The 19,970-nt window shown below is 44.3% G+C and carries 18 protein-coding genes; 10 read left to right on the top strand and 8 right to left on the bottom strand.

Annotated features, from left to right (window positions below; translation table 11 throughout):
- The first annotated feature begins 96 nt into the window (after window positions 1-96).
- From V1U08_RS06870 to V1U08_RS06860, 3 genes are all read left to right on the top strand, one after another.
- Entirely contained in the window at window positions 97-1,110 is a 1,014-nt protein-coding gene (locus tag V1U08_RS06870; RefSeq protein ID WP_330470275.1) for a DUF2817 domain-containing protein, read from the top strand.
- Window positions 1,098-1,859, top strand: a complete 762-nt coding sequence (locus V1U08_RS06865) for an alpha/beta fold hydrolase (protein ID WP_330470274.1) — start codon at window positions 1,098-1,100, stop codon at window positions 1,857-1,859. The genes V1U08_RS06870 and V1U08_RS06865 overlap by 13 nt, the downstream gene beginning before the upstream one ends.
- A 144-nt stretch (window positions 1,860-2,003) precedes the next feature.
- Entirely contained in the window at window positions 2,004-3,005 is a 1,002-nt protein-coding gene (locus V1U08_RS06860; protein WP_330470273.1) for an LLM class flavin-dependent oxidoreductase, read from the top strand.
- A gap of 54 nt (window positions 3,006-3,059) precedes the next feature.
- On the opposite strand, the gene V1U08_RS06855 is transcribed toward V1U08_RS06860, so the two are convergent.
- The gene (locus V1U08_RS06855) at window positions 3,060-3,695 is read right to left on the bottom strand and encodes a LysE family translocator (RefSeq protein ID WP_024373076.1); all 636 of its coding nucleotides are present in this window, start codon (window positions 3,693-3,695) and stop codon (window positions 3,060-3,062) included.
- A gap of 209 nt (window positions 3,696-3,904) precedes the next feature.
- On the opposite strand from V1U08_RS06855, the gene V1U08_RS06850 reads away from it, so the two are divergent.
- Window positions 3,905-5,386: a carboxypeptidase M32 gene (locus V1U08_RS06850; protein WP_330470272.1), complete on the top strand. Its 1,482-nt coding sequence runs from the start codon at window positions 3,905-3,907 to the stop codon at window positions 5,384-5,386.
- 190 nt (window positions 5,387-5,576) lie between these two features.
- Window positions 5,577-6,539 (top strand): ketopantoate reductase family protein, encoded by a 963-nt coding sequence (locus tag V1U08_RS06845; RefSeq protein WP_330470271.1) that lies wholly within the window; start codon window positions 5,577-5,579, stop codon window positions 6,537-6,539.
- 155 nt (window positions 6,540-6,694) lie between these two features.
- On the opposite strand, the gene V1U08_RS06840 is transcribed toward V1U08_RS06845, so the two are convergent.
- From V1U08_RS06840 to V1U08_RS06820, 5 genes are all read right to left on the bottom strand, one after another.
- Window positions 6,695-8,746: an FUSC family protein gene (locus tag V1U08_RS06840; protein WP_330470270.1), complete on the bottom strand. Its 2,052-nt coding sequence runs from the start codon at window positions 8,744-8,746 to the stop codon at window positions 6,695-6,697.
- A gap of 2 nt (window positions 8,747-8,748) precedes the next feature.
- Window positions 8,749-9,615, bottom strand: coding sequence for an efflux RND transporter periplasmic adaptor subunit (locus V1U08_RS06835; protein WP_014232004.1), 867 nt, complete (start codon window positions 9,613-9,615; stop codon window positions 8,749-8,751).
- Between the two features lie 6 nt (window positions 9,616-9,621).
- A complete protein-coding gene (locus V1U08_RS06830; RefSeq protein WP_014232005.1) occupies window positions 9,622-9,822 on the bottom strand; it encodes a DUF1656 domain-containing protein in 201 nt (66 codons plus the stop codon).
- A 272-nt stretch (window positions 9,823-10,094) separates the two neighbouring features.
- Window positions 10,095-11,045, bottom strand: coding sequence for an LpxL/LpxP family Kdo(2)-lipid IV(A) lauroyl/palmitoleoyl acyltransferase (locus V1U08_RS06825; protein WP_330470269.1), 951 nt, complete (start codon window positions 11,043-11,045; stop codon window positions 10,095-10,097).
- Window positions 11,046-11,421: 376 nt separating this feature from the next.
- Window positions 11,422-11,778: a hypothetical protein gene (locus tag V1U08_RS06820; RefSeq protein WP_330470268.1), complete on the bottom strand. Its 357-nt coding sequence runs from the start codon at window positions 11,776-11,778 to the stop codon at window positions 11,422-11,424.
- Between the two features lie 363 nt (window positions 11,779-12,141).
- On the opposite strand from V1U08_RS06820, the gene metA reads away from it, so the two are divergent.
- The 5 genes from metA to V1U08_RS06795 all read left to right on the top strand — a co-directional run bounded on the left by metA (window position 12,142) and on the right by V1U08_RS06795 (window position 18,867).
- Window positions 12,142-13,083, top strand: coding sequence for a homoserine O-acetyltransferase MetA (metA, locus tag V1U08_RS06815; protein WP_014232008.1), 942 nt, complete (start codon window positions 12,142-12,144; stop codon window positions 13,081-13,083).
- 149 nt (window positions 13,084-13,232) lie between these two features.
- Window positions 13,233-13,955, top strand: coding sequence for a type IV pilus biogenesis/stability protein PilW (gene pilW / locus V1U08_RS06810; protein ID WP_020336385.1), 723 nt, complete (start codon window positions 13,233-13,235; stop codon window positions 13,953-13,955).
- A gap of 166 nt (window positions 13,956-14,121) precedes the next feature.
- Window positions 14,122-17,286, top strand: a complete 3,165-nt coding sequence (locus tag V1U08_RS06805) for a response regulator (RefSeq protein ID WP_330470267.1) — start codon at window positions 14,122-14,124, stop codon at window positions 17,284-17,286.
- An 11-nt stretch (window positions 17,287-17,297) separates the two neighbouring features.
- Window positions 17,298-17,774 (top strand): hypothetical protein, encoded by a 477-nt coding sequence (locus V1U08_RS06800; protein WP_020336387.1) that lies wholly within the window; start codon window positions 17,298-17,300, stop codon window positions 17,772-17,774.
- Between the two features lies 1 nt (window position 17,775).
- A complete protein-coding gene (locus tag V1U08_RS06795; RefSeq protein WP_330470266.1) occupies window positions 17,776-18,867 on the top strand; it encodes a sulfate ABC transporter permease in 1,092 nt (363 codons plus the stop codon).
- On the opposite strand, the gene V1U08_RS06790 is transcribed toward V1U08_RS06795, so the two are convergent.
- Both V1U08_RS06790 and V1U08_RS06785 read right to left on the bottom strand, forming a co-directional pair.
- On the bottom strand, window positions 18,864-19,190 hold the full coding sequence (locus V1U08_RS06790; protein WP_020336389.1) for a hypothetical protein: 327 nt from the start codon (window positions 19,188-19,190) through the stop codon (window positions 18,864-18,866). The genes V1U08_RS06795 and V1U08_RS06790 overlap by 4 nt on opposite strands.
- Window positions 19,191-19,415: 225 nt before the next feature.
- Window positions 19,416-19,850, bottom strand: a complete 435-nt coding sequence (locus V1U08_RS06785) for an Mpo1 family 2-hydroxy fatty acid dioxygenase (RefSeq protein ID WP_020336390.1) — start codon at window positions 19,848-19,850, stop codon at window positions 19,416-19,418.
- Between the last annotated feature and the right edge of the window lie 120 nt (window positions 19,851-19,970).

Genomic DNA, 19,970 nt, shown 5'->3' with positions numbered 1-19,970 from the left:
AATTGCAATTAGGCAGTGTGCTACGTTGTCAACTGACGATTATGATCAAGTCTTTATTTTGAATGGTATCACTTCAAACCCTATCTGAGCATCGAGATGACTGGACACATTCCTCGTGAAATACAGCACATAGAGCAACTCGCGGAGCAATACCCTCAGAATATACGCCTACACCTTCTTGACGACGTCGATTATAAAGATAAATCGCTACCGATTTATGCGCTTGAATTAGGCTCAACCAACAACGATGCACCTTGTCTGTTTTTTACTGGTGCGATTCATGGTGTTGAACGTATCGGTAGCCAGATAATTCTCGCCTTTCTGAAGAGTTTGCTAAGACGGCTGGAATGGGATCGACAACTGAAACAATCTCTCGATAACTTGCGTATCATCGCGGTGCCCGTTGTGAATCCTTGGGGTGTGGCACTTAAAAAGCGGGCAAATCACAATGGCGTGGATTTAATGCGCAATTCACCGATCAATAGTGACAACTCTGTTTACCAACTTTATGCCGGACAAAGTTTTAGCTCATGCTTGCCTTGGTATCGAGGAAATCCAAACGAAATGGAACAAGAGCTCCAGGTGTTGTCACGTTACGTTTTAAACGTCACAAAGCAGTCTCGCACCACCATTCTTTTGGATCTTCATAGCGGATTTGGTACTCGCGATCGGCTGTGGTTTCCTTATGCCCATCACACAAATCCTCCGAGTAACCTAGCTCAGTATTATCTACTGTACAGGCTATTTCGCAAAAGCTATCCGCACTATGAACTCTATCAGTTTGAACCTCAGTGGCATCAATACACCACTCATGGTGATTTCTGGGACTGGATGCTGATCCAACATCAAGCGCAATCCGAGCATCATTTTTTGCCGCTGACCCTAGAGTTAGGATCATGGCTGTGGGTGAAGAAAAACCCAATTCAAATGCTGCGATTTAGTCAGCTTTTTCATCCGACTAAATCCCACCGTATTAAACGAGTTCAGCGCCGTCACAGCACTTTTTTAAGCTATTTAATTCAGGTACTTAATAATGATTTGATAGCAAACATGGATGCGAATGTAGAAAAGAAATATACGGAAAAGGCAACAAAGCTATGGTACCGATAGTATTAGTGAGAGGCTTGCTAAGAGAGAGTGGTCATTGGCAAAGTATGCTCAATGCACTGACAAAAATCTCACCAGAGTTGATTATCATCACACCTAACGTACCTGGGAATGGTGAAAAATATCGTGAACTCAGCCCGCTGAAGATTGAACAGATGCTCCCATCCATGATCGAGCAACTCCCTGGCCAGTGTGAACGTTATCATCTGGTCGCCATTTCAATGGGGTCCATGCTGGCCAGCCACTGGGCATATACCCTACCCGATCAAGTTGCCAGCTTAACCCTGATCAATCCGAGCTTTTCTCGTTACAGTCCTTTTTGGCGCAGAATCAACATCTATGCGCTGTTCAGCATCGCAGTTTCTAGGTTAAAAGGAAGCGAAGCTTTCCAACAATCGATTCTAAAATGGACCAGCCCAGTCAGTGTCAATCAGCCAGACGTTCTCACACACCATATCAAGCTCGCTCGACAACACCCCGTCAGTTTCAGCAACACCATTCGCCAGCTGTATGCGGCTGCGCAATTTAAAGGCCAAAGTTCGCCACCTGCTTGTCCGAGTCAAGTTATCGTCAGCACAGCAGATAAACTGGTTGATAGCCGATGTGGGGAAGCCATTGCTAAAGCCTGGCAAATCGAAATAGTACATTTTGATTGTGATGCGCACGACTTACCATTAGCACAGCCCCAAGCACTTAGCGATTACCTACTCCATTGGCTAGAGCGTGTTGAACTGGCGAAACATGATTCCTAGTTGGATTGTATTGATTACATTGCGAATTTCTTCTAAGCATATCCCTTAGTGATAACCTGATTGCGTTTCATTGACGAATTAGGGGTTTATTTCGTACTACAAAGGCTCCACTTTATATGAACGAAGAAAAAAAGCTGAGGTCATATGCCATTCCCACGAATCTCCATCTTAGATCTAGCGCCCGTTGCAGAAGGCTCCAACTATACGGAAACCTATAAAAAGTCGGTATCCCTAGCCCAACATGCAGAAAAACTGGGCTACCACCGTTTTTGGCTGGCAGAGCATCACAACATGCCAGACATAGCCAGTGCAGCGACTTCAGTGCTGATGAGTCATATTGGCGCTCAAACTCAAAGCATTCGTCTTGGTTCTGGTGGCGTCATGCTCCCAAATCACGCGCCTTTAGTCATTGCAGAGCAGTTTGGCACATTAGAAGCTCTGTATCCGGGGCGTATTGACCTCGGACTAGGACGAGCGCCAGGAACCGACTACCCGACCATGCATGCCCTACGCCGAGACCCAGAAAGAATGGACCCGGACTTCGCTGAATTGCTCGAAGAGTTACAGTTCTTTATGGGGCCAGTTTCTAAATCACAGCCAGTAAAAGCCTGCCCGGGCGCAGATTCTTCGGTTCCAATTTGGTTACTGGGCTCAAGTACGTATAGTGCGCACCTTGCCGCCGTTAAAGGACTTCCCTTTGCCTTTGCAGCACACTTCGCACCAGATGCAATGCTACGCGCGTTGGACATTTATCGAACGAATTTCCAACCATCAGAGCAACTTGATAAACCTTACGTGATGATTGGCGTTAATGTAGTCGTTGCCGAGACCACTGAAGAGGCCAATTATTTAGCGACGACGGAATATCAGAAATTCTTGCAGTTGATCCGCGGTGGCCAAGGTAAAATTCCTGCCCCTGTTACCGACATGGATCAGCTCTGGCAACCGCATGAAAAGCATCAAGTCGCTCATCAGCTCAGAGAGTCGATTCACGGTGACAAAGCCCTCGTATTGGACAAACTCAACTCGCTGTTAGAACGTACTCAAGCGGACGAAATCATTGCCCACTCGATTATCTTTGATCACGAGAAAAAACTGCGTTCTTATGAACTGCTCGCTGAGCTAAAAAGTGAACAAATGCAGTAACCAGAATAAAAAAGAGCGACTAACCAGTCGCTCTTTCACTTATTTGTATGAAGACTACTTGTCTTCTAACATCAACTTAATGCCAAGCCCCACCAGCACTACACCAGTCGTGCCTTCCATCCAGTTCATGAAACGTGCACTTTTAAGTAAGTTTTTCGCCGATGTTAATGCCCCAGCCAAACCACATTGCCAAACCATGGCGATAACAAAATGGATTGCCGCCATAAAGGTCGACTGTAAAAATGCCGAGCCTTCTGGGTTGATGAACTGTGGTAAAAATGCGAGATAGAAAACCGCAGTTTTTGGGTTTAAAACATTAGACAAAAAACCCTCTCTCAATGAACGAGAGAAACTGAATTCGTGACGGGTAATTCCCCTAGAAGCATCTTGCGGTGCTGCCGTGTTGTTCCATAACCCTTTCAGCGTCGTAAAGCCTAAGTAGATAAGATAAGCCGCACCGACCATTTTAACCATATGGAACAATTCTGCAGACTGGGCAAGGATCGCAGAAATACCGATCGCGGAAAATGTCGCGTGAACAAATAACCCAAGGCAAATACCAAGGCTAGTGACCGCTCCATCAGTAAATCCACCACGTGACGAATTACGAATGACTAACGCGGTATCCAATCCCGGAGTGAGCGTCAGTATGGTTATAGCGATTAAAAACGCTTCAAAATTTTGTATCAAGCTTACATCCACCAAGCAAAGAGAGAAACTTCTCCTTTATTGTCATATTTACGCTGTTATTTCAATGAATTTTGATTGCTTACCCGTAAAATCCTTTCGCAGATGTTGATAAAACAAATTGGAATAAATCCAACTTTCTGCGTGAATCACTTGGTAAGCCTTTGTAGGGTTGGTAAACTTTTGTTTTCTATAGTCATGGAAGGCGGCACATGAGCGCATTCGAAAAACTCAAAAAACACTCATTAAAACTCTCAAACTTTCAACACCTCGCGGCAATCTGCGGCTGGGATCAAGCGGCAGTTATGCCAAACGGAGGCAGTCAGGCTCGCTCAGAAGCCATGGCAGAGTTGTATGTTCATATGCATAATTTGCAGACGCAGCCACAACTCGCAGACTGGTTTGCTCAGGCAGAGCAAGAGACGTTAAACGCTCAAGATAGCGCGACGCTTCGCGAGCTTAAACGTAACTGGCAGCAAGCGAATGTGCTGCCAGAAGACCTGGTGCAAGCAAAATCGCTAGCCGGTTCAAAGTGTGAACATGCCTGGCGTACTCAACGTGGTGAAAATGATTGGCAAGGTTTTGAAAAGAACTGGGCAGAAGTCGTCAAACTGTCTCAGGAAGAAGCCCAAATCCGCGCTGAAGTAACTGGTCTTTCCGCTTATGATGCAATGCTTGATATTTATGAACCGGGCACAACCACTGCATCATTAGACGCTTTATTCAGCGACGTAAAAACTTGGCTTCCAGAAATGATTAACCAAGCGATCGAAAAGCAATCTGCTGAGAATTTCATTGAGCCTAAAGGTACCTTCTCGAGTGATACACAAAAGGCCCTGGGCTTGGATGTGATGAAGCTTCTGCAATTCGATTTCGAACATGGCCGACTCGACGAAAGTGTCCACCCATTTTGTGGTGGCGTTCCCACTGATGTTCGTATCACCACGCGCTATGATGAAAGCGAGTTTGTGCAATCTCTGATGGGTATTGTCCACGAGACAGGTCATGCTCGCTATGAGCAAGGCTTGCCGAAATCTCTGGCTGGCTTACCGTCTGGTCAGGCTCGTTCTATGGGAATTCACGAATCTCAATCTTTGTTCTTTGAGATGCAGATTGGTCGTAGTAATGCGTTTATTGAGCACTTAGCACGTCTTGCTGGCGCTCACTTCACAGACCACGATCCTAAGTTATTCTCGCAAGACAATTTCCAAAAGCTGTACACGCGAGTGAAGAAAGACTTCATCCGTGTCGATGCCGATGAGATGACCTACCCTGCTCACGTTATCTTGCGTTACGAGATCGAACGTGACTTGATGAATGGTGTGATCAAGCATACCGACGTCCCTGAGTTGTGGGATCAAAAGATGCAGGCCTACTTGGGCTTATCAACCAAAGACAACTACAAAAACGGCTGCATGCAGGATATCCACTGGACCGATGGCGCATTCGGGTACTTCCCAAGTTACACATTAGGTGCGATGTATGCGGCTCAGTTCATGGCGGCGATGAAGAAAACGGTGGACGTTGACGGTGCTATCCAAAGTGGTGATTTAAGCCCTATCTTCACTTGGCTGTCAGATAATATCTGGAGCAAAGGCAGTCTCTTCACCACTGAAGAATTAGTGCAACAAGCGACAGGTGAAACTCTGAATCCAACCCACTTCAAACATCACCTGGTCAATCGATATTTATAAGAGCCAGTAGTTAGGTGTCCGACTGGGCACCTAACTCAGAAATCGCATTAGGCTTGAGCCAAATACTGACTCTCCACCCCAATAAAATGGCGTACGCAGAGCTTTCTGGCGGTCGATGCTCTGGATGAAAATCGATTCAGAAAAAATACTGAAATTACAAATACAACAGCGTTAGTAAAAAGGAAATACCATGAAATTTGCGATGTTAGGTGCAGGAGGCATCGGTTGTTATTTTGCAGCCCGACTCATTGATGCTGGCCATGAATGTGTATTAGTTGCAAGGGGTGAGCACTTAGAAGCATTACAAACTAATGGACTGCATCTGGAGCACCCTGACTTTCAGTATCATTCTTCGGTTGAAAGCACCGACGTGGCCGGATTATGTCAGGACTACGCTTGTAACCATTTTGATTTGTTAATCCTTGGCGCAAAAAGTGGCGCAACAAGTTCAATACTTGATGAAATGAAGCCTTGGTTAGCACAAGGAAACACGCCTGTGTTGTCCATTCAAAACGGAGTAACCAATGAGGAACACATTGAGCTGCAAGTGGGACGAGAACGAACAATTGGTGGGTTAGGAAATTATATCAGTGGCCATATTGAAAGTCCGGGACATGTAAAAGTACAAGGGGCGGGACAAATCGAGTTTGGCGCGTGGCCGAATACAGAAAGTAATCCAGCAATGGCTGAGCTTTGTCATACATTAGAGGCTGTTTTTAAGGGTGCTGGCATACAGACTCGTCTTTATGAAGATGTCCGTTATGCGCTTTGGCGAAAACTCGTTTTGAATAACGGAGTCAATCCTCTGACCGCATTGACGGCTCAAAAAACAGGTTTTGTAACTACAGACCCTATTTTAAGTCGTACCGTTCGCAATATGATGGAAGAGACGGCCCGCGCTGCAAATGTGGCTGGCGTAAAAATATCCGCTGCTGATGTAGAAGAAATGTTTGATTTAATCAGCAATTTTGGCGACATCAAAACTTCCATGCAAGTTGATATGGAACGTGGTCGTAGTTTGGAAGTAAACGAAATCTGCGGGCCGGTGATCGAGTGTTGTCGAAAAATCAGCCAACCTGCAGAAACGACTGAACTGATTTACAGGTTATTGGTAAACGCCGACGAGTTAAACATAAAACCCATACAATTCTGACGTAAACCTATCGGACTAGTTGACGGCAACAAAGCCAGCAACATCATCTGCGCCGATATCGCGTTCACAAAATCAGGCCGGTAGTAATTTGAGGGTAAAGTCCTCCCAACTAACAAAAGACATCCAATGATGTCCTTTGCCCTACACATCTCTATTTAGGCTTTTTCCGCCGCGATGGCTTGTGCGCTCCGTTCAAGAGTCAGTTGAATGCGTTCACACATACCAGTGAGTATGTCTTTCTGCTCCTGCAAAAAACCAAATTCATCCAGTTTCGACAACAGTGACTCATTGGCAAGCTGAAACCTTGGGTCTTCTTTACCATGAAAAGCGCTAAGGTACGCATTCGCCAGCGCCTCCTGCCAGAATCTCAAAGATGAATCCAATTGATTATCTGCGACTCTTCGAATAATACGATGCAATCGCATGGAAACATGACCAAAATTTAATCCGGTTAACGCCAGGTCTGTAACGTTTCTCTCTGAACTGAGTGCTTTATCATAAGTCGAAATTCTTAATAACCGATCCCCCATTCGCGCATTGAACCACTGCTCTGGCGCGGCGTGCTTATCCATATCAATAAGATCACGTTGAGTCGCTTTCATCAGGCGAGACTGCATGAGTGGCAAACTTGGGCCTGTGACTAATTTAAAAATCCAGTAAAGCACCGTTACACCAACAAAAATGGCCATTCCATTACTGATCGTCGTGTTAATGGTTAGTGCCCGGGTCATATCTGTACTCGGCATAACGAAGGTAGTAAACGGGATACAAATACCAAGACCGTACGGTAAGGTTGCTCGATTCGCTAACGCCAGCAGACCTAAAAAGTATGGACCAGCCAGTATGAGCACTAGTAGCTCAAAATCTTTACTGCTTGCCGCGACTAACGGTAGTGCATAAAAAACGGCCAATGGTAAGGCGATAGCAATACCGACCAATAACCGCTTCAATACTGTGGTAAGAATAGCCATCGGCAAGCGAGCCATCATAATAGAAAATACCACAGGCAGTATCATAATCATCATGACCGAGGATGAACCCGTCCCCACCCAGAGCCCGGCGCCAACCAGAAATAGCAACACACTGCGAAGCCCGGTAGTAATTCCGACCAACGGATCACGATGGCTTTGGAAACTCGGTGCATTCAAATTGGTCGTCTCTTTGCTGGATAACTTGGCATAACCTTTCAGCAAAACAATCAACTCAGCACTCAACTCAAGAGCAATCTTAAGTAACCGTTTTTGCAGCGGAGTTTTCTCACTAACCTGATTGGCATATTCCATCTGCTTGCGGCGCAGTGACTGGACAATAGCGTAGCACTCATCATAATCTCTTGAGGTTGTCATTTGCGTAAAGCTCGTGCGCATTGAGTCCAGTACTGGCTCAAGAACCTCGCCGACAAGCTCCGGATGGCGACGCTGTAAGCGCCCGAATATCTGCACCAGAGCCAATAGCGACAACACGCTATTACCAATCGCATTGGCAGCTCTGCTTTGACCTAAACCTTCCGGACCTTCAAAGCTCACCGCACTGGAGTCATCACTCAGAGCCGTCACCGATTCGAGTATGCTATCAATTGTGTGGTGACGTTCCTGGTGAGTACCATTTTTATCCAGCTCAATGACTAAATAGCCTAACGTCTGGTTAATCACGTTCCTCGCGTTGACTACCAGACCATCTTTCACTTTCACTGGCCAAATAAGTTTACTGACCAGAGTCGCACAGATAACACCAATGACTATCTCACTAATTCGGGCCTGAGCAATGTCGAAAACGCGCTGGCTGCTCGCAATCTCTGGCTGAATCATAACAAGCAAACAGACTAAACACGCTGTCATGCCAGCCATCGCAAAGGCGTAGACTAAATTCTGACGGCGCACCATTGCTGATAGCCCAGAGTTGATACCCAACCAGAGCGCTAATAAGCCGAGTGCTATTTCAGGGTAAGGTGCGAACCATTGAAGAATCGTGATACCGACAAACCCGCCAACCAGTGTGCCGATAATCTGGTACATGCCCTTTTCAACAACCAAACCACCCTCAGGACGAATTTGTAGAAATACCGCACCAATTAACGCCCAATACGGTCGATCTAGATTCAGGAACATGGCGATGTACAGAGACAGCGCCATCGCAATCACGCCTTTGATAGCAAACTTTATCGCCTGTTTGTCAGGGAAAATTAGACTATTAAACAGTGCCTGCATGGTTACTGCATGTTCTCATCTAAATGAATAGAAACGGTCATCCCGGCACTAAGATTTAAATCATCAGGGTAATCATCCAATTGGATATCCACCGGGATTCGTTGCGCTAAGCGGACCCAGTTAAAGGTCTGCTGAACCTGAGGTAACAATTGGCTGTTCGCAGTCGTGTTACTGTCAGCAATCGCGTCACCAATACTCGTAACCGTTCCGGTTAATGCTTTACCGCCACTCATTAGGGTGATCTTTGCCTTCTGGCCAAGTTTGATCAGTGGAATTTTTGTTTCTTCAAAATACCCCGTCACATAAAAAGAGTTCGCTTTCACTAATGAAAGTACCGATTTACCCTGACTGACATAATTACCAACGCGAAGAGTCAAATTGATGATGCTGCCATCCGCTGGCGCTTTGATAACGGTACGATCTAAGTTGATTTGGGCGCTGGCAAGTTGGGCCTGCGCCAGTTTGTAATTGGACTTGGCAAGTTCTGTAGTGATACGGGCGCTCTCCGCCGTTTCTTCACTAATCAATTGCTTATTGGTTAATGTCTCACGACGTGAGTACTGATGTTTTGCTAATTCCCATGCATATTTTTTATTTTCAACCTGCGCTTCCAGCTCGGCTATCGCCGCTTTATAGCGAGCATCGTCAACGGTGAAAATAACATCGCCTTTTTTGACATCCTGATTGTCGCTGACCTCAACATCATTAACCCAACCAGAAACATCCGGAGCAATCGTTATCACGTGAGCCCTTATTCGTCCATCACGGGTCCAAGGCGAATACAGATAATGTTGCCAAATCCAATGGCCAAGAATAACGGCAATAACCAAAGTCGTAAGTGTGAGGGAGATGCGAACGAATTTTCCCATAGATGATTAGCTCCCAAATAGATAAATGACTAACGCGAGATAACAGACATACAAGCTGACTTCAAACCAAGGTGCCTTCCACAGTTTTGCGTATAACCCTGATTTATGCAGCACAAAACGCGTACTCCATGACAGTAAAAAAGCAAGAGGCATAAAAACCACCAACGGACTAAACAGAAGCCCGGCAAAAGCTAACTCGTCAAACATAGGGCATAGTTCTCGATTCTTGGTGTTGGCTTGATATAAACGGATTGTTAGAAAAGCTTAGTACATTCACTATACAACCCAATGAATGTAAAAAAAATAGCAGATTAAACAGGTTAGAAATGACAGGCCTCAGTGATCTAGCCTATCGAAAAAAAAGGCTCAATCCCCGTATCGTTTCACTTATCCAAATAAAAAGCCCCCAATAATCGTGAACGATTGGGGGCTTCAAAATGTTAAACCACTACTTAGCATTAACAGCTAAAAACGATTCACTAACTCATCGCGGGGATTAACTGAGGATTGTACAAACAATCTTCACCTTGCGGTCTGGTTTTAAATCGACGGTGTAACCACATGTATTGACTAGGGCTGGCCATAATCGACTCTTCAACAATTTTATTGATAAAAATCGCCGCGTTTCGGGTATCACCTTTAGGAAATCCATCAACTGGCTCCCTGATCGTTAATGTGTAATGGCCATCATCCCCTCTTACCATGGTAAACGGCACAATGGCACAATCTGTTGCATCGACAAGTAAACTGGTGCCTGTTGTGGTACAGGCGTTTTTGACAGCAAACAAAGGCGCAAAGGTCGATCTTCTGGTTCCATAATCATGGTCAGGCGCATACCAAACACGCTTGCCTGAATTCAAAGCGTCCAGCATTCCTCTAACATTTTTACGATCAATCAAAGTACGATTAGAACGCGAACGACCCTTGTACTGAAAATAGTCAAAACAAGGGTTGTTATTCGGTCGATAAACACCCATTCCAGATTTTTGAATGCCAAATGCACGTGCACCCAGCTCTAAGTTCATGGAATGAACGGCAAGCATCAGCACCCCTTTACCGTCCTTTTCTAACGCTTCTAGGTGTTCCATCCCTTTTATCGTTACGTGTTTATTAACCCTGCGATCCGACCAGAACCAAGCCATCGCTGTCTCAAACAGTGCAATGCCAGAATTATCGATGTTGGCCTTCAGTATCGCTTCTCGTTTGCTCTCGTCCATCTTTGGGAAGCAGAGCTCTAAATTGCGACGAATGGTGACCTGACGCTTTTTCATTAATCGCATAGCCAAACGGCCAATATTGCGTCCCAGGAATAACTGAAATTTGAAAGGAAGAAGGCTAAGTAAATACATCACCCCGATGATGAGTAGAGTTCCCCAGTACCGAGGCATTAGGAACCGAGCCTCGAAAACAGGCTCTTTTTGTTTGTTCATGAAAGAATCGCCAGATGTGCCCATCTATAAGTAATTAAAGTTAATGATAATTGCATAAACGTTTATCATTGTTTGCACTTCAAAAAAAGTTAAAGCGCGGGTATTTTATGGATCTTCGACACACTACACAGGGAACCCAAACTGACTTCGAATTAAATTGTAAAGGCGACAAAAGATTAGAGCACGTTAACATTGGTTAGAGTAAATTACCTACATACTTTCATGAACTTTTGAATAAATAGAATTTTCCTACCCGAAAATGCAGCGCATACGCTTTCGAAAGGACGATAAAGAGAGGTGTTAGAGAAATGTGTTGGAAAAACAAGCTAGAAAACTGTGCCACGCTATTGAAAACAGTCGCGACACAGTGAAAGCATTAATGTAGCGTATTAGCCACTTTGTGATGCTCCTGAGAGATAACAAAATAGATATGCATATCAATAGGCTCAGGAGTATTAAGTAGCATCTTTCCAACCTCACGCTGAAAGTGTCTGTAGTCTCCAAGCTCATCGATTAAACCCAGCTGTCGATAACTCGATTCACTACTGAACATGCCATAAGCATATTGGTGATGGTGGATATCTTTCTGCTTATCGTAACCAAGTTGCAGCAAGGCAATATCAATTTCATCGGGAGCATAAGTGCTTTTATCGCCAAACATGCTGAGCAGTAAACTGGGAACTTCTTGAGCGATGCTCTGGATTTTCGTTTTTCTCTTAAAAATACCGAACATAGTGTCCTCCAATGACGATTCATCTCAAACTGCAAACCACAGTATTATTTTGAGATGGATAAGTTTTACATGACTCGAATTTTGCTTACTCAGTCAACAAAGCCATATTAGCGTGATCACATAATGACCTTCAAATACAGTTCACTGTGTTTCAATGATGTCTCATCAAAACTTCTGATTTAGTCACAATTAGCCAGCCATGAAGGTATACCAGACACGAAAAGCGCAGATGTATTTATTGTTCAGATCAATGCGCAGGCATTAAACTTGTTTTAAGTCACATTTCGTATCGACATCTATAACGATTTGAGTTAGCTTTAGATGTATAGACGTCTAGATGACTAGAATTAGGGAGAGAAAGTCGTGCCAATTAGAATTCCAGATCAATTACCAGCAACTGACATACTAAGGACAGAGAACATCTTCGTGATGAGTGAGACTCGAGCGGCTAGTCAGGAAATACGTCCGTTGCGAGTACTGATTCTGAATTTGATGCCTAAAAAAATTGAGACTGAAACGCAGTTTTTGCGTTTGCTTTCAAACAGTCCTTTGCAAGTCAATGTCGAATTATTGCGGATTGATGATCGCCCAAGTAAAAATACGCCTACCGAACATCTGGACAATTTTTATCGTCAATTTGAGATGGTTAAAAATAAAAACTTTGATGGCTTAATTATCACAGGCGCGCCACTCGGCCTAGTACAGTTTGAAGATGTACTTTATTGGGACCATTTAAAAACAATCATGGAATGGGCTAAAGATCATGTAACCTCTACCCTTTACGTATGTTGGGCAGCTCAAGCCGGGTTAAAGTTACTGTATGACCTGCCTAAAAAGACGCGTAAAGAGAAGCTTTCAGGTGTTTACCACCATCAAATTCATAACCAGTATCATCCAATATTACGCGGCTTTGATGACACGTTTTTGGCTCCGCATTCTCGCTATGCAGACTTTTCACCTCACTTCCTTGAGGAACATACGGACCTGGATATCTTAGCGACTTCTGATGTGGCTGGCGTTTACCTAGCGACAACCAAAGATAAACGAAACGTATTTGTGACGGGTCACCCTGAATATGACTCTCATACTCTCCACAATGAGTACATTCGTGATTTGGGCGAAGGAATGGAGCCAGCAATTCCGGTGAATTACTACCCGAACAATAATCCAGACAATGTTCCGAGTGCAAGCTGGAGAAGCCATGGTCACTTGCTGTTCGCAAACTGGCTAAACTACTGTGTTTACCAACAAACACCTTACGATCTTGACCATTTCAGTGAGTCTGCTTTCACTAAAGATGACTAATCCAATGCGTTAACTTTGTGAACCGAGCCGCCATATGGCGGCTTTTTCATATCAGTTTGCAAACCCGCTCGCATAGTAATTTTTCGTCAATAGGTTTTTATCTCGCAATTCTTATCATGCTGTGAGATTTAGGGATACAGGGACGAGAAATGAAAACGATTAAGCTGGGCACACTTTTGCTGATGACTCAATTTTCACTGCTGGGATGCGTTACCGTAAAAGAAGACGGCTCTCCGATCGTTAAGCCCGACCCAATCGCTATGGCAGAATCCCGTATCGCCCTCGGCTTAGGTTATCTGGAAGGTGGCAGCACTATCCGTGCTCATGACAATTTGCGACAAGCGCTTACTCACGCACCTAACTACTACCGTGCACAACTTTCTATGGCGCACTATTACGAGTCTGTCGGCGAAGAGTCAAAAGCCGAGGAAATGTATAAACGTTCACTCAACCAACATGCCAAAAACGGTAACGTGCTCAACAACTACGGCACGTTTTTGTGTAAACGTGGAGAATATAAAAAAGCAGATCTGATGTTTACACGAGCCATTGAGCAACCCTACTACTATTTGATCCCCGCGAGTTATGAAAACGCCGCGTTCTGCTCTCTTAAATCCAAAGACAACGATAAAGCAAGATATTACTTTACTCGCGCTATTGAGCACGATCCTCACAGACCAAAATCAATACTGCAACTCGCGAAGCTGGAAATTGAGTCGGGTGACTTTACCGATGCCAGAATTCGCTTAATGCGATTCAATCAAATGTATGGGGTAAAAAAGCCCTCATTACAACTTATGGTTGAGCTAGAACGTGTGGCTGGAAATGAGGCTCTGGAAAAAAGGTACAGAACACAACTCGACCAAATGTAACAAATCAGATGAATCAGTCTGAAAGTCCCTGTTTTTAATAGGGAGTCTATTTGAAGTCTTGTCACACTTCTATTCTCTATTTCGTCAGAGTTCTGTTTACCAGACTAACTATTTAGTTAGATAAACTACACTTTTCATATCAACTTTATGAATATGGAAGTGTACTGTGAGCGGAATTTTTTCCTGGGATAACTTGTCTGTAAAGCAAAAACTATTTGGCTTAGTTCTTTTGCCAATTATGCTACTGCTTATACTGGCAGGCCAGCACGTACACCGCCTTTCAACCCAAGCCCAAGAATTACACAGAGCGCAACGATTTACTGACTATATCGATATCGTCTCCTACCTTTACGACTTACCTAATAATCCGGAAGTTAGCGATAAATCCGAGGAAGCGCAGAGGCTCACGCTTGAGCTTAAAAAATGGACTCCTGCTATTTTCGGATCAAATGCCGAGATTTCTAGTCTGTTAACGAGCTTTGAAGAAGCAAATGCCTCATTACTGTCTGCCAAAGAAAATGATGATCGACTGGACGCTATAGAATGGCGAACGGATCTTTATGAACAGATCCTTCTGAGCTTAGATCAAATCTACTTTGATAATATCAGCCATGAAACCAGTAACGATCTGTCTTCGATTCTCCAGCTGGAATGGCTTATGTTTTGGTCGACCAAAGAGCATCAACTCAGTCATTTTCTCATCCAGTCAGTTGAACAAGATCAGCACTACAACTCGGATATTCGTGACGAAATTAAGTCACTGGTTCAGAACCAGCAGCTATTGATAGAGCGCTTCGTGACACTGAACGCCAACCAAAAGCAGGTCAACTTGCTCATTGATACTTTTACCGACGATGTGTTTCGAATAAGCCAAGAGTTTCGAACCAGTTTACTTCAAGAACAAGAACTCCAGATGCTCAGCCCTCAACAAATTTCTGACGGGTTGGAAGCGCTAAACAAACGTCTCTCTCTCATCCACGATATCGACAACAAAATTGAGCAGCAGCTGCAAGCGAGTATCAGTCAGTCGATTACCAGAACAACTCAGCATCGTTTAGTCTTTATCGCTGCCATCTCGCTCGTCACTATCTTGGTGATTAGCCTGACGATACGACTAATTCGTAAAGTGACCGGAAATTTAAATGTCGTCCTCGAATTCCTTGCTCGCGAGAGTTATAACTCAGATTCACCGCTATCCGAATTGATAAAAGGCAAAGATGAGCTCAGCAGGTTTGCCCGTGAAGTCGATAAGCTCAGCTTTGAACGCGAGCAAACCAAACTGAAATTAACTCAAGCGAAAGAAGACGCAGAAAAAGCAAAAGATGAGGCGATCGAAGCGAGTAAAGCCAAAAGCAGTTTTCTGGCTAATATGTCACACGAAATAAGAACGCCGTTAAATGGTGTCATTGGCATCTCCGAAGTCTTGTCAGATACGCCTCTGACCGCGGTACAACGCGACTACGTCGATACGATAGAAACCTCATCACAACTGTTGCTGGGCCTTATCAATGACGTACTGGATTTTTCTAAAATTGAATCCGGTATGCTTTTAATTAGTCCACATTCAACGTGCATTCGCGAGTCAATCTACGACATCGCCTCCATCATATGCCCTAAAGCGAAAGAGAAAGGCATTGATGTAAAAGTCAATATCAGCCGAAATACGCCATACCATGTGATGGTTGACGATCACCGCTTGCGCCAGGTCATCATGAACTTTATGTCCAACGCCGTAAAGTTTACGGAACAAGGTTATGTACGGCTTTCTGTTACCATTAAAGCGCTCACCGACTCTTGCGCCACCATTGAGTTTGCCGTTGAAGACTCTGGCATTGGGATTGATGAGCAACAGCAACAAATTATTTTTGCTCCCTTCGCTCAAGAAGATAACTCCACAACACGACAATTTGGAGGCACAGGTCTAGGACTCGCCATCAGTACTCAACTTGTCGACTTAATGGGAGGAACGATACAACTGGAATCAGCGAAGGGACGTGGAAGCCGCTTTTTCTTTGAAGTGACCGCCTCGGTGGCTCAGCAACATTTTACGCCTCACCATACGTTAAACCAAAGTCAGATTTGGCTTGTGTGTGATGACGCCGAAATGGAAATGAAACTCCGTGATGAGTTGAGCGTCTATCAGATCGACATTCATCAGTCGGTCAATAAACTCAGCGCCTTACCAACCTGGATTAACGATAACGAAAATATCATCATTGTTTACGCTGAGGGCGCACCCAATGTGGCGATCACAACATCCGATTATATGCGTAGGCTTGAAAATCAAAACATTCGCATCTGTTTAATTAAACATTTGCATAGTGACCAATTTGATTTTGGCAAAGTGGTCAGCGTCATTATCACTCAGCCACTACTCGGCCAACGCCTTCTCGCAGCACTTGAAAGATGTGAAGCAAGTTTCTCAGAACCTAACTCACTTCATTCTGCTCCCCTTCACGTCCCCACACTGCCGAACGTCTTGATTGTGGACGACAACACCGTTAATCAAAAGATAGCAGGCCTGCACCTGACTAAAGCGGGGTTTAACTTTGATATTGCCGAGAATGGTGTGGAAGCCGTCGATATGTTCAGAAAGCACCAATACAGCTTGATACTGATGGATTGTATGATGCCAGTAATGGATGGTTTTGAAGCCACCGAACACATTCGTCAAATTGAAGCCAGTGAACAACGACCTTTTCGTATCCCGATCATCGCGCTCACCGCGAGCGTGGTCGATGATGATATTCAAAAATGCTTAGCTGTTGGAATGGACGACTACATTCCAAAACCCTTTAAAGCCGACATGTTAAAGGAGAAGTTGGATAAAGCATTTGGTCTTCGCTTTAAGAAACCTTTGAGCGCCGAGCATATACCAGAAGTAAAAGACGTAACCGAAACCTCACCTTTGCCTGCTCAACGTGTGGGTGAGCCAACGATTAATGCTTTGTCACTGAAAACAGAACGAGTTTTGCTGGTAGAAGACAACCGAGTCAATCAAAAAGTGGCGTCGTTACTGTTGGATAAGGCAGGCTATCAATATGAAATTGCAGAAAATGGCCAGGTAGCGGTGGAAAAATTCCAGCAAGATTCCGACTTCGCCGTCATATTGATGGACTGCATGATGCCAGTGATGGACGGTTTCGAAGCAACAAGGCAAATTCGTGCTTTTGAAAAGGAAAACGGGCTTAAAAAAACGCCCATCATCGCGTTAACCGCCAGTGTCGTAGATGATGATATCCAGCGTTGCTTTGACTCAGGGATGGATGCCTATGTGCCAAAACCAGTGAGAAAAGAAAAGCTACTGCATCAAATCGAAACGATGATTTAGGTTAACGGCTTATGGTGAGTCTCGGTCCTCGTTATCGCCCTTCCTCTTGGTCGCTTGCGACAAGCACGTTGATACTGGTTTATCTTCTGATCCTGAGTGAGCCCTTGTACGCCGCTGATAACTACGCCATTTTTTCATTTAACTCAAAGTTTGATGCGCTAACAATAAACAAGGCAAGAAAACTCTACAGAGGTAAAACAAGCCTGTTACAAGGAGAGCGAGTTGAGCTTTCTGACTGGCCAGAAACGTCAACCGAACGGACAGAGTTTTACCGCTACCTTCTTAATAAAAACCTTGCCCAAATGAACGCACATTGGGCGAGTTTGTCGTTCTCAGGTAAAGCCCGCCCGCCCAAAGTCATCGAACAGCCAAGTATCGATGCTCTATTGGCATGGATGCAAGAACAACCCAATCGAATTGGCTACGCACCTGTAAACAGTCTGCCATCTAACGTCCACATTCTATATGTTGTAAGCTCGGAGAATTGATATGAAAAAATATCTGACCACAATACTACTTACCAGCATCGCTTTTCCGAGCTTAGCAACCATTGAAATAACAGATAACCTCTCATTGAGTGGGTTTGGTTCAGCCTCTTGGGCGAGATCAGATAACCACACGCCATTACTGATCAACCGATTCATCAAAGACGAAAGCTGCTTTGATTGTGATACAACGTTTGGTGTGCAGCTAGATTATTTCTCCGGTGCATTGCGGTCGTCAGTACAAGTGGTAAAAAGGCCACAAGATCACTGGAGTGACCCGCAGCTCGAATGGGCGTATCTTGCCTATACGTACAAAAACTACGATATTTACGCAGGCCGATTAAGGCTGCCCTTATTTTTAGCGTCCGAGTATTATTACGTCGGGCATGCGCTCACGCCCGCTCGTGCTCCCACAGAAGTGTATGACAGTTTACTCGGTATCACGGCCTATAATGGATTTTCAGTTCGTTGGCTTTATGACCTCAATGACAAAGCGATGATTACTGCTATGCCATTTGTAGGCTTCAAAGACGATAGCAATATCACCATCAATGACAATACAAAACTTAAAGTGGATGTGAATGATGTCGTTGGCATCAATGTGACGCTAAGTGGTGACCGCTATCGCTGGAACTTTGTTTATTTAAACGGAGACTATGACCAAACCACCATTCTTTCGAACGCCGAACAAGACGTTCCAGGCCTTGGCACTATTGTGGTCGACCGTTTAACGCTTACAGAAAATGACTCAAAGATAGACCTGTATTCGTTGGGGGCTAAGTATGAAATAGATCGATTCACTCTAGCGGCAGAAGCCCAAACCAGTGATATCTCAACCACTTGGTACGCCACCGCCAGTTATAATAGGAACAAATTCACACCGTACACTGTCTACGGGCAAATCTTCGATGAACATGAAAATAAAACCGGAGATAGCTACCTGTTGGGATTAAGATATGACATTACATACAACGTATCTCTTAATGCAGAATGGCAATATTTTAAGGCGTTTGGTGATGGGTTAGGTACCTTCTCATCAATGCCGGAAGACGATAATGCCAACATGTATACGTTAATGCTCAACTTTGTTTTCTAGTTTTGCTTCTGTTGATTGGCACTTTTCTGCTTCATTTTGAGTTGCTTATCTTTTCGCCTTAACGCTCTAAAAAATTTCGACTCTTCGTGATACCAACCTAATACGCTAATAGGGAATCCCACCAGCATCATGATAAACAAATCCGCTGGCAACTGTTCAATGATATCCATAAAGGAGTGCAAGTCGCCAAAAATGAATAAACCAATTACTTTACCGACCAGCAACGCACAACAAATCATAAAAAACGACTTTAAGATGTAGTGCCATTTGCCTTTTTTACGTTCCTCTTTCCAGTAACTATATTTGTGCTCGCGGTTATACATCTCCCCTCCATACGTGACATTGTCACTCAGCACATAACCACTTGGTTTCAGTGCGCCACATCACTTTAAGCATAGTGTGAATAACAAGGCATTGCTGTCCAAACCAGCCGATCAGCCTAAATATTTTGGACAGCGTTATGGAGAGCATGAAGCGATGCAGGCTAGTGGCAAAACAAGATATAACCCAAGCCTTTGCTCATGCAGGGTTAACCAGATGAGATGTGATTATTGCTTTCTAAACACCCAGACAGGGCCAATGAGAAGAAATTGTAAGTCTTCGTAAAATGAAGGCTTGGTTCCTTCTATTTTGTGCCCGATGAATTGCAGCATCCAGAGAACACCAAAAATAAGTAAAGAGATATACAGGACCGGAAGTTGGAGCACTTCCAATGACCAGATTAAGCCAATACACGCCAATGTATAGCCCAGCATCATCATGAAGACACTGAGAGACAACCGGTAATAAAATATCCAAACGGGAATCACGGCTAACCATACCCAATTTATTTGATAACCGAGGATAGACAATTGAGGAATCGACCAAATTAACCCAACGACAGAAAGATAAATGCCGGGCACGGCAATCGCGTGAATTTTTCGATTGATTGGGTTTTGATGACTTTCCCCATAGGCTTTAAGCCAGTCAGATAGTGCTCGCATAGCATTTCCCTCTTTGCCCTTATACTTTTTATATAGCCTGTACTTAATAAAGGCGCGAGTTTTTCTGAAACACGAGCTAATAATTCAATTCGGTCATGGTGATAAGAGCTAGATATCCGT

The sequence above is a fragment of the Vibrio sp. YYF0003 genome, assembly GCF_036350715.1.
GTDB lineage: Bacteria > Pseudomonadota > Gammaproteobacteria > Enterobacterales > Vibrionaceae > Vibrio > Vibrio natriegens.
This window is presented reverse-complemented; position numbering and strand designations above follow the sequence as displayed.

Excerpts from the sequence above, each read along its gene's own strand:
- V1U08_RS06870 (WP_330470275.1), top strand. The coding sequence starts at position 97 with ATGACTGGACACATTCCTCGTGAAATACAGCACATAGAGCAACTCGCG.
- V1U08_RS06865 (WP_330470274.1), top strand. The coding sequence starts at position 1,098 with ATGGTACCGATAGTATTAGTGAGAGGCTTGCTAAGAGAGAGTGGTCAT.
- V1U08_RS06860 (WP_330470273.1), top strand. The coding sequence starts at position 2,004 with ATGCCATTCCCACGAATCTCCATCTTAGATCTAGCGCCCGTTGCAGAA.
- V1U08_RS06850 (WP_330470272.1), top strand. The coding sequence starts at position 3,905 with ATGAGCGCATTCGAAAAACTCAAAAAACACTCATTAAAACTCTCAAAC.
- V1U08_RS06845 (WP_330470271.1), top strand. The coding sequence starts at position 5,577 with ATGAAATTTGCGATGTTAGGTGCAGGAGGCATCGGTTGTTATTTTGCA.
- V1U08_RS06840 (WP_330470270.1), bottom strand. The coding sequence starts at position 8,746 with ATGCAGGCACTGTTTAATAGTCTAATTTTCCCTGACAAACAGGCGATA.
- V1U08_RS06835 (WP_014232004.1), bottom strand. The coding sequence starts at position 9,615 with ATGGGAAAATTCGTTCGCATCTCCCTCACACTTACGACTTTGGTTATT.
- V1U08_RS06830 (WP_014232005.1), bottom strand. The coding sequence starts at position 9,822 with ATGTTTGACGAGTTAGCTTTTGCCGGGCTTCTGTTTAGTCCGTTGGTG.
- V1U08_RS06825 (WP_330470269.1), bottom strand. The coding sequence starts at position 11,045 with ATGAACAAACAAAAAGAGCCTGTTTTCGAGGCTCGGTTCCTAATGCCT.
- V1U08_RS06820 (WP_330470268.1), bottom strand. The coding sequence starts at position 11,778 with ATGTTCGGTATTTTTAAGAGAAAAACGAAAATCCAGAGCATCGCTCAA.
- pilW (WP_020336385.1), top strand. The coding sequence starts at position 13,233 with ATGAAAACGATTAAGCTGGGCACACTTTTGCTGATGACTCAATTTTCA.
- V1U08_RS06800 (WP_020336387.1), top strand. The coding sequence starts at position 17,298 with ATGGTGAGTCTCGGTCCTCGTTATCGCCCTTCCTCTTGGTCGCTTGCG.
- V1U08_RS06795 (WP_330470266.1), top strand. The coding sequence starts at position 17,776 with ATGAAAAAATATCTGACCACAATACTACTTACCAGCATCGCTTTTCCG.
- V1U08_RS06790 (WP_020336389.1), bottom strand. The coding sequence starts at position 19,190 with ATGTATAACCGCGAGCACAAATATAGTTACTGGAAAGAGGAACGTAAA.
- V1U08_RS06785 (WP_020336390.1), bottom strand. The coding sequence starts at position 19,850 with ATGCGAGCACTATCTGACTGGCTTAAAGCCTATGGGGAAAGTCATCAA.